The organism is Pseudomonas sp. D1HM, assembly GCF_019266105.1.
GTDB lineage: Bacteria > Pseudomonadota > Gammaproteobacteria > Pseudomonadales > Pseudomonadaceae > Aquipseudomonas > Aquipseudomonas taetrolens.
The window spans coordinates 596499-611391 of sequence record NZ_LRMN01000003.1; the positions used below are offsets into that span (position 1 = coordinate 596499).

Annotated in this window: 17 protein-coding genes; 11 read left to right on the top strand and 6 right to left on the bottom strand. The window is 57.2% G+C overall.

All coding sequences use genetic code 11. From position 1 onward, the window contains the following. Nucleotides 1-5 precede the first annotated feature (5 nt). A complete protein-coding gene (locus tag AWM69_RS05960) occupies nucleotides 6-908 on the bottom strand; it encodes a TIGR01777 family oxidoreductase (RefSeq protein ID WP_218725963.1) in 903 nt (300 codons plus the stop codon). Nucleotides 909-1102: 194 nt separating this feature from the next. On the opposite strand from AWM69_RS05960, the gene AWM69_RS05965 reads away from it, so the two are divergent. The 11 genes from AWM69_RS05965 (at nucleotide 1103) to AWM69_RS06015 (ending at nucleotide 10767) form a co-directional block, all read left to right on the top strand. Beyond that, on the top strand, nucleotides 1103-2089 hold the full coding sequence (locus AWM69_RS05965) for an NAD(P)/FAD-dependent oxidoreductase (RefSeq protein ID WP_218725964.1): 987 nt from the start codon (nucleotides 1103-1105) through the stop codon (nucleotides 2087-2089). Next, complete coding sequence (locus AWM69_RS05970; protein WP_131655068.1) at nucleotides 2086-2301, top strand: TIGR02450 family Trp-rich protein; 216 nt, start codon at nucleotides 2086-2088, stop codon at nucleotides 2299-2301. The genes AWM69_RS05965 and AWM69_RS05970 overlap by 4 nt, the downstream gene beginning before the upstream one ends. 113 nt (nucleotides 2302-2414) lie before the next feature. Beyond that, nucleotides 2415-3383, top strand: coding sequence for a DUF523 and DUF1722 domain-containing protein (locus tag AWM69_RS05975; protein ID WP_218725965.1), 969 nt, complete (start codon nucleotides 2415-2417; stop codon nucleotides 3381-3383). 2 nt (nucleotides 3384-3385) lie between these two features. Beyond that, a complete protein-coding gene (locus tag AWM69_RS05980) occupies nucleotides 3386-4321 on the top strand; it encodes a MerR family transcriptional regulator (RefSeq protein WP_218725966.1) in 936 nt (311 codons plus the stop codon). A 27-nt stretch (nucleotides 4322-4348) separates the two neighbouring features. Further along, a complete protein-coding gene (gene phrB, locus AWM69_RS05985) occupies nucleotides 4349-5794 on the top strand; it encodes a deoxyribodipyrimidine photo-lyase (RefSeq protein ID WP_131655071.1) in 1446 nt (481 codons plus the stop codon). Further along, nucleotides 5787-6557 carry an SDR family oxidoreductase gene (locus tag AWM69_RS05990; RefSeq protein WP_218725967.1) on the top strand — a complete coding sequence of 257 codons (771 nt, stop codon included), beginning with the start codon at nucleotides 5787-5789 and terminating at the stop codon, nucleotides 6555-6557. Before phrB ends, AWM69_RS05990 begins: the two co-directional genes overlap by 8 nt. Continuing rightward, entirely contained in the window at nucleotides 6554-7801 is a 1248-nt protein-coding gene (locus AWM69_RS05995; RefSeq protein ID WP_218725968.1) for an NAD(P)/FAD-dependent oxidoreductase, read from the top strand. The genes AWM69_RS05990 and AWM69_RS05995 overlap by 4 nt, the downstream gene beginning before the upstream one ends. Further along, a complete protein-coding gene (locus tag AWM69_RS06000) occupies nucleotides 7798-8598 on the top strand; it encodes a DUF1365 domain-containing protein (RefSeq protein ID WP_218725969.1) in 801 nt (266 codons plus the stop codon). The genes AWM69_RS05995 and AWM69_RS06000 overlap by 4 nt, the downstream gene beginning before the upstream one ends. After that, complete coding sequence (locus AWM69_RS06005; protein ID WP_131655074.1) at nucleotides 8585-9856, top strand: cyclopropane-fatty-acyl-phospholipid synthase family protein; 1272 nt, start codon at nucleotides 8585-8587, stop codon at nucleotides 9854-9856. Before AWM69_RS06000 ends, AWM69_RS06005 begins: the two co-directional genes overlap by 14 nt. Then, the gene (locus AWM69_RS06010; protein ID WP_131655075.1) at nucleotides 9849-10352 is read left to right on the top strand and encodes a DUF2878 domain-containing protein; all 504 of its coding nucleotides are present in this window, start codon (nucleotides 9849-9851) and stop codon (nucleotides 10350-10352) included. The genes AWM69_RS06005 and AWM69_RS06010 overlap by 8 nt, the downstream gene beginning before the upstream one ends. A 109-nt stretch (nucleotides 10353-10461) precedes the next feature. Beyond that, on the top strand, nucleotides 10462-10767 hold the full coding sequence (locus AWM69_RS06015) for a YkgJ family cysteine cluster protein (RefSeq protein ID WP_131655076.1): 306 nt from the start codon (nucleotides 10462-10464) through the stop codon (nucleotides 10765-10767). 49 nt (nucleotides 10768-10816) lie between these two features. On the opposite strand, the gene AWM69_RS06020 is transcribed toward AWM69_RS06015, so the two are convergent. From AWM69_RS06020 to prfA, 5 genes are all read right to left on the bottom strand, one after another. Next, on the bottom strand, nucleotides 10817-11335 hold the full coding sequence (locus tag AWM69_RS06020) for an acyloxyacyl hydrolase (protein WP_131655077.1): 519 nt from the start codon (nucleotides 11333-11335) through the stop codon (nucleotides 10817-10819). Between the two features lie 111 nt (nucleotides 11336-11446). After that, nucleotides 11447-12238 carry a glutamate racemase gene (gene murI / locus AWM69_RS06025; RefSeq protein ID WP_131655078.1) on the bottom strand — a complete coding sequence of 264 codons (792 nt, stop codon included), beginning with the start codon at nucleotides 12236-12238 and terminating at the stop codon, nucleotides 11447-11449. Beyond that, complete coding sequence (locus AWM69_RS06030) at nucleotides 12231-12986, bottom strand: molybdopterin-synthase adenylyltransferase MoeB (RefSeq protein WP_218725970.1); 756 nt, start codon at nucleotides 12984-12986, stop codon at nucleotides 12231-12233. The genes murI and AWM69_RS06030 overlap by 8 nt, the downstream gene beginning before the upstream one ends. Next, complete coding sequence (gene prmC / locus AWM69_RS06035) at nucleotides 12980-13810, bottom strand: peptide chain release factor N(5)-glutamine methyltransferase (protein ID WP_218725971.1); 831 nt, start codon at nucleotides 13808-13810, stop codon at nucleotides 12980-12982. Before prmC ends, AWM69_RS06030 begins: the two co-directional genes overlap by 7 nt. Further along, nucleotides 13811-14893, bottom strand: a complete 1083-nt coding sequence (gene prfA, locus AWM69_RS06040; protein ID WP_218725972.1) for a peptide chain release factor 1 — start codon at nucleotides 14891-14893, stop codon at nucleotides 13811-13813. It lies immediately after the preceding gene.

Here is a 14893-nt window from a genome sequence, read left to right on the forward strand (position 1 = left end):
CTATTTCAGAGGCGAGCGGCTACATCATTGAGCGCCGCACGCAAATCGGTGAACTGAAAAGTGAAACCGGCTTCCAGCAATTTGGCTGGCGTCGCCCGCTGACCACCCAGCAACAACAGTGACAACTCGCCCAGACCTACACGCAAGGCGAAGGCCGGCATCGGGATAAATGCCGGACGATGCAACACGCTCCCCAGGGTTTTGGCAAATTCTGCGTTACGTACGGGGTGCGGCGAGCAGGCATTATAAGGACCACTGGCAGCATTCTCATGCAGAAGAAAATCAATCAGGGCGATTTGATCCTTGATATGAACCCACGACATCCATTGCCGGCCATTGCCGATAGGCCCGCCCAGCGCCATCTTGAAAGGCAGCAGCAGGCGCGACAAAAAGCCCCCCTCAGCCGCCAGCACCAGCCCGGTGCGCACCAAGACCACTCGAATGCCTAACGCTTCTGCACGCTGTGCGGTTTCTTCCCAGGCAATACACAAATGGCTGGCGAAGTCCTCGCTGACCGGAGGTGACTCTTCAGTCAACTCGCGCTCCCCTCCGTCGCCATACCAGCCCACTGCCGAACCGGAAATCAACACTGACGGTTTTTGCTCACGACTGTCGAGCCAGGCCACCAGAGTTTCCGTGAGCGTAATCCGGCTGCTCCACAGCAACGCCTTGCGCTTGCGCGTCCAGGGCCGGTTCGCAATCGGTGCACCGGCCAGATTGACCACTGCATCAAGCTGTTCCTGCCCAAGCTCTTCAAGAGTGGCTATACCTCTTACACCCACGCCGCATAATTCGCTCACTTGGGCAGGGCGTCGGCTCCACACGCTGAGACGATGGCCTTGAGCCAGCCAGTGATGACAAAGTTGGCGGCCTATCAGGCCCGTACCGCCGGTCAGCAATATGTGCATGAGTCGATCCTCGTAGGGAGTTTTATCAGAAGCACTGGTCTATTTTTAGAGAAAGCCATCGTTCAGCGGCCCGTCGTGTCTCTTAAAGAATAGGTCAGGCTGATCCACAAGGCGCATTAAAACTTATACTAATAAATTAAATTGTACAGGTTTTGCCGACGGCGTAGGCTGTGCAAACAGGGATTGAGGCCATTATGACTTTACCTATCGCGATTATCGGGTCCGGCATCGCCGGGCTGTCAGCCGCAAATGCATTGCACAAAGCGGGGCATGCCGTACACATATTCGACAAAAGCCGTGGCAGCGGCGGACGCATGTCGAGCAAACGCAGCGATGCTGGAATACTGGACCTGGGGGCCCAGTACTTCACCGCGCGTGACCGGCGCTTTGTGGATGAAGTGCAGCAATGGCAACGCAATGGCTGGGTCGTCGAATGGGAACCCCACCTGTACAACTACAAGGACGGGCAACTGACGCCCTCGCCTGACGAACAAACCCGATGGGTCGGCAGCCCGGGCATGAGCGCGATCACTCGCGGCCTGCTAGGCCATCTGACAGTCAGCTTTTCCTGCAGGATCACTGACCTGATACACGGTGAACAGCATTGGTACTTGCTGGATGCCGAAGGTGGCGAACATGGTCCTTTCAGCCACGTCATCATCGCCACTCCGGCCCCTCAGGCCACCGCGCTGCTCGCCAGCGCCCCGAAACTGGCAAGTACGGCAGCGGGCGTGACCATGGAACCGACCTGGGCGGTAGCCCTGGCCTTTGAGTCAGCGCTCGATACCCCGATGGAAGGCTGTTTTGTACAAGGCAGCCCGCTGGACTGGCTGGCCCGCAACTGCAGCAAGCCTGGACGGGGCAACCAGCCCGACACATGGGTTTTGCATGCCACCAGTGCCTGGAGCAAGCAGAACCTGGACTTGAGCAAGGAAGCCGTGATTGAGCAACTGCATGGTGCGTTTGCCGAACTGATGCACTTCCCCACCCCCGCGCCCGTGTTTAGCCTCGCACATCGCTGGCTCTACGCCCGGCCGGCTGCCGCCCATGAGTGGGGGGTGCTGGCCGATGCCGACCTGGGCTTGTATGCGTGTGGCGACTGGTGCCTGTCGGGACGTGTCGAAGGTGCCTGGCTCAGCGGCTACGAGGCCGCACGGCGACTCATTGAGCATCAGGAATGAACCGCATCAACCCACGCAAACTGCTGCTGTCAAAATGGACAGCAGCTCAGCCTGAACACCGTGAAAAACACTTTCTGGTCACTGAACTGTTCTGCGACGACGCCGGCACGGTTCTCGACATCGAATTGCAAGCGGTGCTCACCCAGCGCAGCCAGCGCTTGCCCTGGCAGAAGCTTCAAGAGCCGACGAGCTGGATAATGGGCTGGAAATAACCCCCCTCCAAATACCTGTACAAGATATTTGACTTGTACAACTCAAAGCCTATGATGAGCCAAGGTTGTACATCTTTAAAAAGATGTACAAGTAATTCTTGGAGGTTTGTCTTATGGCCTGCACCGCACCTGCCCAGTTAAAACCGAAAATTGCCATCAGCGCTTGTTTGCTGGGCGCTGAAGTTCGCTTCAACGGCGGGCACAAGGAATCACGCCTGTGCAGCGAAGCCCTCAGTGAACATTTCGATTTTGTGCCGCTATGCCCAGAAGTCGCCATCGGCCTTGGTATTCCCCGCCAGCCCATTCGCCTGATTGGCGATCCCGCGGCGCCTCAAGCGGTAGGCAGTGTCGACAGCACGCTGAACGTAACTCAGCCCTTGCACGATTACGGCGTGGAAATGGCCGCCGCCCATACGGACATTTCTGGCTACATCTTCATGCAGAAATCACCTTCTTGCGGCCTGGCACGGGTCAAGGTGTATCAAGAGGGCGGGCGCCCTGCAGAATTGAGCGGGCGGGGGATTTTCGCGCAAGCCTTTTGCGATGCTCACCCCGACTTGCCCGTGGAAGAAGACGGCCGCCTGAACGACCCGGTTTTACGCGAAAACTTCATGACCCGCGTCTATGCCTACAACGATTGGCAGGTGCTGCTCAAACAGGGCATTACCCGTCGTTCACTGACTGAATTTCACGCTCGCTATAAATATCAACTGATGGCCAACCACCCCGAGCAGTACCGCACGCTCGGTACGCTATTGGGCAGTCTCGGCAAACAGGACCCTCTGACCATCGCACCGCAGTACTTCAGCGAGTTGATGGCCGCACTGAAGAAATGCGCCACCCGGCGTACTCACACCAACGTGCTTCAGCACCTGAGCGGGCACCTCAAACAATCCATCAGCCCTGAAGACAAACAGGAAATGCAGCGCCTGATCAATCAGTACATGCACGGCATCGTGCCGTTGGTAGTGCCGCTGACGTTGCTTAAGCATCACTTCCGCCTGCACCCGGATGCCTACATCTCGCGACAGGTTTACCTGCAACCGCACCCCGAAAACCTCAGCCTGCGAAATGCGATCTGACCATGAACGATGACCTGATCATGTCCAACAGCCCGGAAAGCGACTACAGCCATGTATTAGTTGAAGGCTGGCTGCCGATTCGCGAAGTGGCCCGTATCACCGGGGTTAACTCCGTAACCTTGCGCGCCTGGGAACGGCGTTACGGCTTGATCGTGCCGCATCGCACGAGCAAAGGTCACCGGCTTTTTTCGTTTGAACATATTCAGCGCATTCAACAAATTCTGCTGTGGATGAACCGAGGGGTGTCCGTTAGCCAAATCAAGCCCCTATTAGATACGCCTCTTCCGAAAGACGAAACGCTCGACAGCGACTGGCAGGTATGGCGCCAGGCAATGAACCAGGCAATCAGTGAACTGGCCGAACGCAAACTGGACGACTGTTTCAATCAGGTCATGTCGCTCTACCCCGCCCGCCCGCTGTGCGAGCAATTGTTGATCCCGCTGCTGAGTGAACTGGAGCAGCGCTGGCAAGGCCAATTCGGCGCGCAAGTGGAGCGGGTGTTTTTCAACTCCTGGTTGCGCAGCAAGTTGGGGGCCCGCATTTATCACAACAACCGCACGCTTAAGGGTGAGCCGGTGTTGTTGATCAACCACTCGGATCTGCCATTCGAACCGCAAGTGTGGCTAACCGCCTTGTTGATCAGCAGCAGCCATTGCCCGGTCGAGGTTTTCGACGCGCCGTTGCCCGCCGGCGAATTGGGGTGGGCCGTCGAGCGTCTGGAACCTCGCGCAGTGGTGCTCTATTCCAGCAAGGCGCTGAACACCCAGCAATTTCCAAAACTGTTAAGCGGGGTTGATTGCCCCATCGTGATCGCCGGGCCGGCGGTCCGAATCCATTTCGACGTGTTGTCCGTCAGCACGATAAAAATCGCGGGGTTGTGCCTGGCCAACGATCCGATTGAAGCCCATCAGCGCCTCAATCGGCTTGGACTTCTCTAGTACTCACAGGTTTCCAAGGAATAGACCATGCAACTTCTCTGGCTGCGCAGCGATTTACGCCAACACGACAATACTGCCTTGAGTGCCGCCGCCGAGCGGGGGCCTGTGATCGCCGTGTTCCTGATAAGCCCTCAACAATGGTTGAGCCACGACGACGCCCCCTGCAAGGTCGACTTTTGGCTACGTAACCTGCGCACCCTCAGCGACAGCCTGAAACAGCTCAACATCCCGCTGCTGATTCGAACCGCGCCGACCTGGGAACAGGCGCCCTCTGTGCTCAGCGAGCTGTGCCAGCAGTTCGACATTCATGCGGTACACGCCAACCAGGAATACGGCATCAACGAAACCCGTCGCGATGACGCTGTGGCCCAGACACTTGAAGCTCAAGGAATTGAGTTTCACCGCTATCTGGATCAACTGCTGTTTCAACCGGGCAGCATCCTGACGCAATCGGGTTCTTACTTTCAGGTATTCAGCCAATTCCGCAGGATTTGCTACAACCGCTTGCACATGGCGATGCCAGCATTAGTGACCGCGCCTGTTGGGCAAACGCCCTTGCCGATTGAGCGCGATGTCATTCCAGAATCGGTTGAAGGTTTTGCTACACCGAGCGACACATTGCAGGCGCTCTGGCCTGCGGGAGAGGATGAAGCCCAACGCCGTCTGGCAGCATTTACCGACGAGCAAGTTCATTACTACCAGGATGAACGGGACTTACCCGCCAAGCCCGGCACCAGCCAACTCTCTACCTACCTGGCAGCCGGAGTCATTTCTCCGCGCCAATGCCTGCATGCAGCACTGCGCAGTAATAACGGCGAATTTGAAAGCGGCAGCCCGGGTGTTTTCACCTGGATATCAGAACTGTTATGGCGCGAGTTCTACAAACATATTTTGGTGGGTTACCCACGGGTTTCACGCCATCGCGCGTTTCGCCCTGAAACCGAATACTTGCCGTGGCGCGATGCCCCCAATGAGTTGGCCGCGTGGAAACAAGGTCGCACCGGATTCCCGATTATCGATGCAGCCATACGCCAGCTCTTGGCTACCGGCTGGATGCACAACCGACTGCGCATGGTCGTAGCCATGTTTCTCACCAAAAACCTGCTGATCGACTGGCGCGAAGGTGAGCGCTTTTTTATGCAGCACTTGATCGACGGCGACCTGGCTGCCAACAACGGCGGCTGGCAGTGGAGCTCATCCACTGGCACCGACTCAGTGCCGTACTTCAGGATTTTCAATCCGTTAACTCAGTCCACACGCTTCGACCCTGAAGGGCTGTTTATCAAACACTGGCTGCCCGAGCTGTCGGACTTGAATAAAAAAGAAGTCCACAACCCGGCCCTGGTTGGCGGCCTGTTTGGCGGGGTGGATTACCCGCCCCCGATGGTCAACCTGAGCCAAAGCCGGGACCGCGCCCTGAGTGCGTTCAAGCACTTGCCTTCACGTCAAATGTTAGAGGTCGGCCATGGCTGATTCACGCAGAATCTGGCTGACAGGTGCCAGCAGCGGAATTGGCGCGCACATGGCCGAGACGCTGCTCAAGAGCGGCGCTCGACTGGCCTTGACCGCACGCTCGGTGGAACCGCTCAGGGATTTTTCCGAACGCTATCCGGGGCAAGTCATGGTTGTGCCCGGCGACTTGAGCGACCATCAGCAAGTGCGCGAAATCGGCATGCGCATCGCACAAAACTGGGGCGCGCTGGACACGGTGATTCTGAATGCCGGCACCTGTGAATATATCGACGCGCAGCAATTTGACGCGGCACTGTTTGAACGCGTCGTGCGCATCAACCTGCTCGCCAACAGCTATTGCCTTGAGATTGCACTGCCCTTGCTGCGCGCAGGTTCCCGCCCGCATCTGGTGGGTATGGTCAGTTCAGTGACGTATTGGGCATTGCCACGCGCCGAAGCGTATGGCGCGTCAAAAGCGGGCCTGCGCTACTTGCTCGAATCCTTGCGCATTGACCTGGCCCAGGACGGCATTGACGTCACCCTCGTCAGCCCGGGTTTCGTTGATACCCCACTTACCGAGAAAAACGACTTCCCCATGCCCCTGCGCTGGCCGGCCCCCAAAGCGGCGCAGCACATTTGCCGGCGCCTGGAAAAGCGTCCCTTGGAAATCGCTTTTCCCACACTGTTCATTGCCTGCTTGCGCCTGCTGGCAAGCCTGCCCAAGTGCCTGCAAGTGGCGCTGGGTAAACGTCTGGCACGGACCACTGACGGAAAAAAAACATGAAGATTGCAATCATTGGCAGCGGCATTTCAGGGCTCACCTGCGGCTATTTATTGCACAAGCAGCACGACATCAGTGTGTTCGAAGCCAGTGATTGGGTGGGCGGCCATACCCACACTGTGAATGTGAACCTTAACGGTAAGCCGTACGCCGTGGACACCGGATTCATCGTGTTTAACGACTGGACGTATCCCAACTTCATGACGTTGATGGATCAACTGGGCGTGCGCTCAAAAGTCACCGAAATGAGTTTTTCAGTGCGCGACTCCCGCACTGACCTCGAGTACAACGGCAACACCCTCAACAGCTTGTTTGCCCAGCGCAGCAACCTGCTATCGCCCGCTTTCTGGGGCATGTTGCGCGACATCCTGCGCTTCAATCGCCAAGCCATTCGCGACCTCGAAGAACAACGTATCGCGCCCGACACCCGGCTCGGCGATTACTTGCAGCAACGCGGCTATGGCACCCGCTTTATCGACCACTATATCGTGCCGATGGGCGCGGCGATCTGGTCCATGTCATTGGCCGATATGCTGGGCTTCCCGCTGCAATTCTTTGTGCGTTTTTTCAAGAATCACGGTTTGCTCAGTGTCAGCAATCGCCCGCAATGGCGGGTGATCGAGGGCGGCTCAAGTGCATACATAGCACCCTTGAGTGCTGGCTTTGCAGACAACATCCATCTCAACTGTCCCGTTATCAGTGTGACGCGCGATGGGCTCGGCGTACTTTTGCACAGTGCTGCGGGGGTAGAGCGTTTTGACAAAGTGATATTTGCCTGCCACAGCGATCAGGCCCTTAAGTTGCTGTCGCAACCGTCCGAAGCCGAGCAACAGATTCTTGGCGCCATGCCGTATGCCGATAACGACGTGGTGTTGCACACCGATACCCGGCTGCTGCCTGATCGAAAATTGGCGTGGGCCAGCTGGAATTATCGCTTGGGGTCAGCAGGACAGAACCGCGCAGCCGTCACGTATGACATGAACATCCTCCAGGGCATACAGAGCGAGACGACATTCTGCGTCAGCCTTAATCAAACCGCGGCCATTGATCCACTTAAAGTGCTGGCCCGATATACCTACGCTCATCCGCAATACAGCTTGCAGGCGGTAGCGGCTCAAGCGCGCTGGCAAGAATTGATGGGCGATCAGCACAGCTATTATTGCGGCGCCTATTGGGCCAATGGTTTTCATGAAGATGGTGTGGTCAGCGCATTGCGCGTGGCCCGCGCATTGGGTCAGCCATCATGAACAGCGCTTTATACAGCGGCTGGATTGCTCATCGACGTTTTGCGCCGACCACCCACGCGTTCCGCTATCAAATCGGGTTGATCTACCTTGATCTGGAAGAGCAAGAGGCGGTTCTCGGGTTATCGCCTCTGGCCGGAAGAAGCCGCTTTGCGCCCTTCTCTTTTCGCGAAACCGACTATCTGAAGACTTACACCGAGAACGGCCTGCCCCTGATTGATGCGGTTCGCCAAGTGGTCAATGCCGCATTGGGTTTTACCCCTCAAGGTGCCATCTGCTTGCTGACGCAGGCGCGCAGTTGGGGATTGTCCTTTAACCCTGTGAGCTTCTTTTATTGCTATGAGGCCGACGGCCGACTGGCGGCTATTGTCTGCGAAGTCACGAATACCCCCTGGCGCGAGCGTTATCACTACGTGCTTGCGGCCGAGGGTGACGGCTTTCAACACGTAGCGGTGGCCAAAGCGTTTCATGTTTCGCCCTTTTTACCGCGCGACCTGGAGTACCGCATGAGCTTCAGCCCGCCAGCAGCACGGCTTGGCGTGCATATGGCGGACTGGCAGGGCGACCTGAAAATCTTCGACGCCACCCTTAATTTGCAACGCATACCGTTCAACCGCGCAGGCCTGCATCGCTATTTGCGCCTGTTTCCATGGATGACAGCCAAGACGTGCCTGGCCATTTACTGGCAAGCCTTGCGCCTGTTTTTTAAACGCACGCCGATAGTTCCCCACCAGGCCGCCGACGGCGCCTTTCGTATTGCCGCCCTGCAACCCAAGGATCAACGTCATGAAAAGCCCTAGCCTGGTGAGCAAATACTCACGGTTGAGTACCCATAACCTGACCAGTCGATGGCTGCGACGCGGGGTAATGCGCCTGTTGAACCAATTGAAGAATGGTCAATTGATCGTGATCGAAAACGGCGAACACTATCGTTTCGGCACCCCTGGTGCTCAGATCGTGGGCGAAGTGCAGATTTACGACGCCAGCGTATGGGGAATGATTGCCAGCAACGGCTCGATTGGCGCAGGGGAAGCGTTTATTCATGGTTACTGGAGCTCGCCTGACTTGACCAAAGTCATTCGGATTCTGGTCAGCAACATGGATGTACTGGACGCAATGGAAGGCGGACTGGCGCGTTTGGGTCGCCCCTTGGTTCGTGGTTTGCACTGGGTGAATCGTAATACGCGTAAAGGCTCGCAAAAAAACATTGCGGCGCATTACGACCTTGGCAATGAGATGTTCGAACAGTTCCTCGACCCGACCATGATGTATTCGGCGGCGCAGTTCCTTAGCCCCGACGATACGCTGGAACAAGCCCAGCTGAATAAGCTGAAGCGTATCTGCCAAAAACTGGCGCTTGCACCTGAAGACCACTTGCTGGAAATCGGAACGGGCTGGGGCAGCATGGCGCTGTATGCGGCCCAGCATTACGGCTGCAAAGTCACCACCACTACGTTGTCCAAAGAACAATTCGACTACACCCAGGCGCGCATAAAAGCGTTAGGCCTACAGGATCAAGTGACGTTGCTGCTGGAAGATTATCGCGATCTGACGGGGCAATTCGACAAATTGGTCTCCATCGAAATGATCGAAGCCGTAGGTCATGACTTCCTGTCCGGCTACTTCAAACAATGCTCACACCTGCTCAAGCCGCAGGGATTGATGCTGCTGCAAGCCATCACCATTCGCGACCAACGTTACGAGCAAGCCAGAAGCAGCGTGGATTTTATCCAACGCTATATATTCCCCGGCGGCGCGCTGCCCAGCGTGCAAAAAATGCTCGAAATCGTGGGCAAAGACACGGACATGAGCCTGATGCACATGGAGGATTTTGGTCTTCATTACGCCAGAACCCTGCGCCTGTGGCATGAGAACTTCCGTCACGCCCATGGTCGCTTGATTGAACTGGGCTACGACGACTATTTCCTGCGCCTGTGGGAGTTTTACCTGTGTTATTGCGAAGGAGGATTTATGGAACGCAGCATTGGCACCGCGCAATTGCTGCTGGCCAAACCGGCGGCAATGCCACAGCCGTTGCTGGGTCGTTTCAATGCTTAAAAACCTGGCCAATGCTGTGCTGTTTCAGCTCGGCTGGTTTGCCTGTGTGCTGGGCGGCAATAGTCTATGGCTGCTGTTGGCCGGCGCAGCGTTATTGGCCCATCTACTGTGGATCAGACGCACGCGAGCAGAGGTGCATCTTGTCATTGCGGTGTGCGTGTTGGGCACTGCGGTGGACAGCGTGCTAATGAACACCGGGGTTTTCGTGTTCAAGCACAGCGGCGTGCTGATCCCGTTTTGGCTGATGCTGCTGTGGGCATTACTGGCCATCACCTTGAATCATTGCCTGGCGTGGACAGCCAAACCGTTGTGGCGAGCCCTATTGCTGGGCGCTTTCGGGGGGCCTTTATCGTATTACGCCGGGCAGCGACTGGGCGCGGTGCAATTCCCGCTGGGGCTATGGCCAACCCTGATGGTGCTGGCCGTGTTGTGGGCGGTGCTGTTTGCGGCACTGTTGTGGCTGGCAAAAAAGCTCGAAAAGGTTTCAAAAAGCTGAAGTACGCAACCGCTCTGCACTCGATTGCAGCCTTTGGCAACCGCCACAACGCATGGCGCTCATCAGCGCATTCACACCTGGGGCCGGCTCTGCCTTACACTGCGCGCCTATGACCAACATCCCCCTGACCGAAATTACCGAGCCCGCCGTCACCTGTTCGACGTGTGCCGCCTGCTGCTGCCAACTGGAAGTGATGCTGATCACCGACACCGGTGTGCCCGAGCGCTTTATCGACAACGATGACTGGGGCGGCGAGGTCATGCTACGGCTGGATGATGGCTGGTGCGCGGCACTGGATCGCAACACCATGATGTGCACCATCTATGAAAAGCGTCCGCTGATTTGCCGCGAATTCGAAATGGGCGACGTCGAATGCCTCAATGAACGCAAAGGCATCACCACCGCCTATCGTTGATTGCCGCGGTCGCTATTGCGACCACGGCTACCGGCCTGACGCCTGCTGATTACAACGGCATGGTGTAATGCAGGGCGTAGCTTTCGATCCCGTCGTTGGTGCTGGAAATGCCCGCGTTGGAGTAGTGAGTCGCACGAATGCCGACTTCATGCCCACCTGCGAAGCGCAGCCCCAGACCGATCCGGTCTTCAAACTGGAAAGCCGTCCCCAGCTTGCTGTCTTCGACTTTGGTGCTGGAGAAGACCGCTACACCGATCCCGGCTTCCACATACGGTTTAACCTTTTCTCCGGCAAACTCGTAAACAAAAACCGGGGAAAACGAAAGGCTATTGCTGCTTGACGCCGTGTCACCATCCCAATAGGTGTAAGCCCCGTCCCAATATCCAGTCAGGCGACCTACATCACTTTGTAGCCAGCTTTTATCCCAGTTGGATTTCAAGCCGAGACGGTAGGTCATGCTCGATTCGCTGGTGTGCCCGACGCCAAACTCAATACCGGCCGCTTGTGCCGTGAAGCTGTACCCCAGAACAGACGCTGCAAGCACAGCCAAGCCTAAAAAATGCTTCATAAGAACATCCTGTTTTCGTATGCATAGGTCGTTTGTTGTCTGCCTCAACAGGCAAGCGTTATGAATCTGAACACAGATGTAAAGTTCAATCCTGATAACGGTCTTACACCGTTACCTATTGAAGCTTTGCACACTGCCAGATTTATTCCACAGAACAGGTAGGATTTTACCCAGGCTTTCAGGTGCTGCGCTGGTCCAGAATTGCGTCTCGCAGGCCGGCCCATCTGCCAGCAAACCACGCTCGCTCAACAAACGCTGAAGCTGACGGGCCACCGCAGCTCCGGTATCGATCAGGCTGATCGCAGGCGGGAGCATCTGGCTGAGCAGAGGCTTGAGAAAGGGGTAATGGGTGCAGCCAAGAATGATGGTGTCGCAGCCAGCCGCCAGGAGAGGCTCGATGTAGCTGCGCAAGAGCGCTCGCAAGGCTTCACTGTGCAAGTCACCGGTTTCAATCAGCTCCACCAGGCCCGGGCATGGTTGAGTGATGACCCGTACATCACTGGCAAATCGGTCGAGCAAGGCTGCAAACTTGGCGCTCTGCAAGGTACCGGTGGTTGCCAGCACACCGACCACGCCACTGCGTGTCGCCGCAGCTGCCGGTTTAACTGCGGGTTCCATCCCGACAATCGGCCAATCCGGGTAATGCTGACGCAGGTCCGCAACACCGGCTACGGTCGCGGTATTGCAGGCCAGCACCAGGGCTTTAGCGCCCCGGGACCGGAGAAACTCGGCAATGACCGCACAACGCTGACGAATAAACTCAGGGCTTTTTTCACCGTAGGGAATATGCCCGCAGTCCGCCACATACAACAGGGATTCAGCAGGCAATAACTGGCGAATCTCCTTGAGCACCGACAATCCGCCGACGCCCGAGTCGAATACACCAATCGGCGCTTCACTCATGGCCAGAACCGCACACCCGGCATGCAGGGTCGCGTTTGACCCGCAACTCGCGAAAACGGGTGGTCATCGCATCCACCAACAAAAGTCGACCGACCAGCGGTTCACCAAAGCCGGCCAGGATCTTGAGGGCTTCGAGCGCTTGCAAGCTGCCAACCAATCCCACCAAGGGGCCAAGCACACCGGCTTCGCTGCAGGTCAGGTCTTCGTCGCTGCCGCGCCCATACAAGCAGTGGTAGCAAGGGCTTGTCGGCTGGCGCGAGTCGAATACCGACAACTGCCCTTCCAGGCGAATGGCCGCGCCGCTGACCAGCGGTTTGCGGGCCGCGACACAGGCCTTGTTCACCGCTTCGCGAGTGCCAAAGTTGTCACAGCAATCAAGCACCAGGTCGACCGCCGCAACTGCATCGGCCAACGAATCGGTATCCAGTGCCGAGCGATGGGCAACCAGTTTGATTTCGGGGTTAATGGCCTCCAGACGGCGCAAGGCTGAATCAACCTTGCTCTGCCCCACACTGCTTGTGTCGTGAACAATTTGACGTTGCAGGTTGGTCAGGTCGACCGTGTCGAAATCCGCCACATGCAACTCACCGACACCGGCAGCCGCGAGGTATAACGCCACGGGCGAGCCCAGCCCGCCCAATCCAACGATCAGTACTCGGCTGTTTTTCAACTTCAGCTGACCGTCGACATCGACCTGCTGCAACAGAATTTGTCGGCTGTAACGCAACAGTTCCTCGTCGGTCAGCATGGCAGGCGGCCCAATGTGATGCGCTCGTGGGTGCCCAGATCCTTGCGGCTTTCAACGGCTTCGAAACCTGCGCCGAGCAACAGCGCACGCACCTCTGCCGCTTGATCGTAGCCATGTTCAAGCATCAGCCAGCCTCCGGCATTGAGATGCTGCGGGGCGGCGGCGATGATGTGGCGAATGTCGTCGAGGCCATCGACACCTGCAACCAGCGCGCTTTCGGGCTCAAACCGCACATCGCCTTCAGCCAGATGAACATCCCCGGCGGCGATGTAGGGCGGGTTGCTGATGATCAGGTCATAACGGTGATCGGCCAATGCACTGAACCAGTGACTGGTCAGCACGGTGACATTCTCGAGCTGCAAACGCTGGCGATTGCGCTCTGCCAAGGCTACGGCTTCAAGCACACGGTCGACTGCCGTTACCTTCCAGGACGGGCGTTCACTGGCCAGCGCCAAAGCGATCGCCCCGCTGCCAGTGCCCAGGTCCAGCACGGCGGCAGGTGTAGCAGGCAGCAGGTCCAGCGCAGTTTCGACCAGCAACTCGGTATCGGGGCGCGGAATCAACGTATGGGGCGCCACTTCAAGGTCCAGATTCCAGAACCCTTGTTGTCCCAAGATGTAGGCCACCGGCTCTCCGGCACGACGCCGCTGCAGGTACTGCGCAAAAGTCAGCGCCGCTTCGCTGCTGACAATTTTTTCAGGCCATGTGTGTAAATAACTGCGCGACTTGCCCAAGGCAGCTGCCAGTAGCAGCTCCGCATCCAGGCGGGCTGTCGGTGAATCAGGCAGGTCGGCGGCACGCAACAAACTGGCAATAATAGTCATTTACTCACCCAGGGCTGTCAGTTGATCCGCCTGAAATTCCGCCAGCAGCGGCTCGATAACGGACTCGACACCGCCGGCAAGCACCTCATCCAGAGAATAGATCGTCAGGTTGATTCGATGGTCGGTAACTCGCCCTTGCGCAAAATTGTAGGTCCGGATGCGTTCGGAGCGGTCCCCGGAGCCCACCAGCGACTTGCGTTCACTGGCAATCGCATTGGCTGCGGCACTGGTTTGCTGGTCATTCAATTTAGCTGAAAGCCAGGACATCGCCCGCGCCCGGTTCTTGTGCTGGGAACGCTCTTCCTGACACTCGACCACGATGCCCGAAGGCAAGTGAGTAATACGGATCGCCGAATCGGTCTTGTTGACGTGCTGACCACCGGCCCCCGAAGAACGGTAGGTATCGACCCGCAAATCAGCCGGGTTGATTTCGATCGCCTCTTGCTCATCAGGTTCAGGCAATACGGCCACGGTGCAGGCCGAGGTGTGAATCCGGCCTTGTGACTCAGTCGCCGGCACACGCTGCACACGGTGAACACCAGACTCGAACTTCAACTTGCCGTAGACGTTCTCGCCTTCGACGCGAGCAATGACTTCTTTATAACCACCATGCTCGCCGCTGTTTTCCGAAAGAATCTCCAGCTTCCAGCTACGACGCTCAGCGTAGCGCGAATACATGCGAAACAAATCGCCAGCAAAAATGGCGGCTTCATCACCGCCGGTGCCGGCGCGAATTTCAAGGAAGACGTTGCGCCCATCATTCGGATCCTTGGGCAAGAGCATGCGCTGCAGGTCTTTTTCCAGATCAATCAGCCGCTCTTTGGCTTCGCGGACTTCCTCAACGGCCATCTCGCGCATGTCAGGGTCGTTATCCTTGAGCAGCGCCTGAGCACCTTCAAGATCAGCCTGCACTTTAAGCCAGGCGCCATAACCGGCAACAATAGGCTCAACTTCCGCGTACTCCTTGGAATAGGCGCGGAATTTGGTTTGATCTGAAATAACTTCGCCATCGCCAAGCAGCGCGGTCAGTTCTTCAAAACGGTCCTGGAGGATGTCCAGCTTATTAAGCAGTGACGCTTTCAT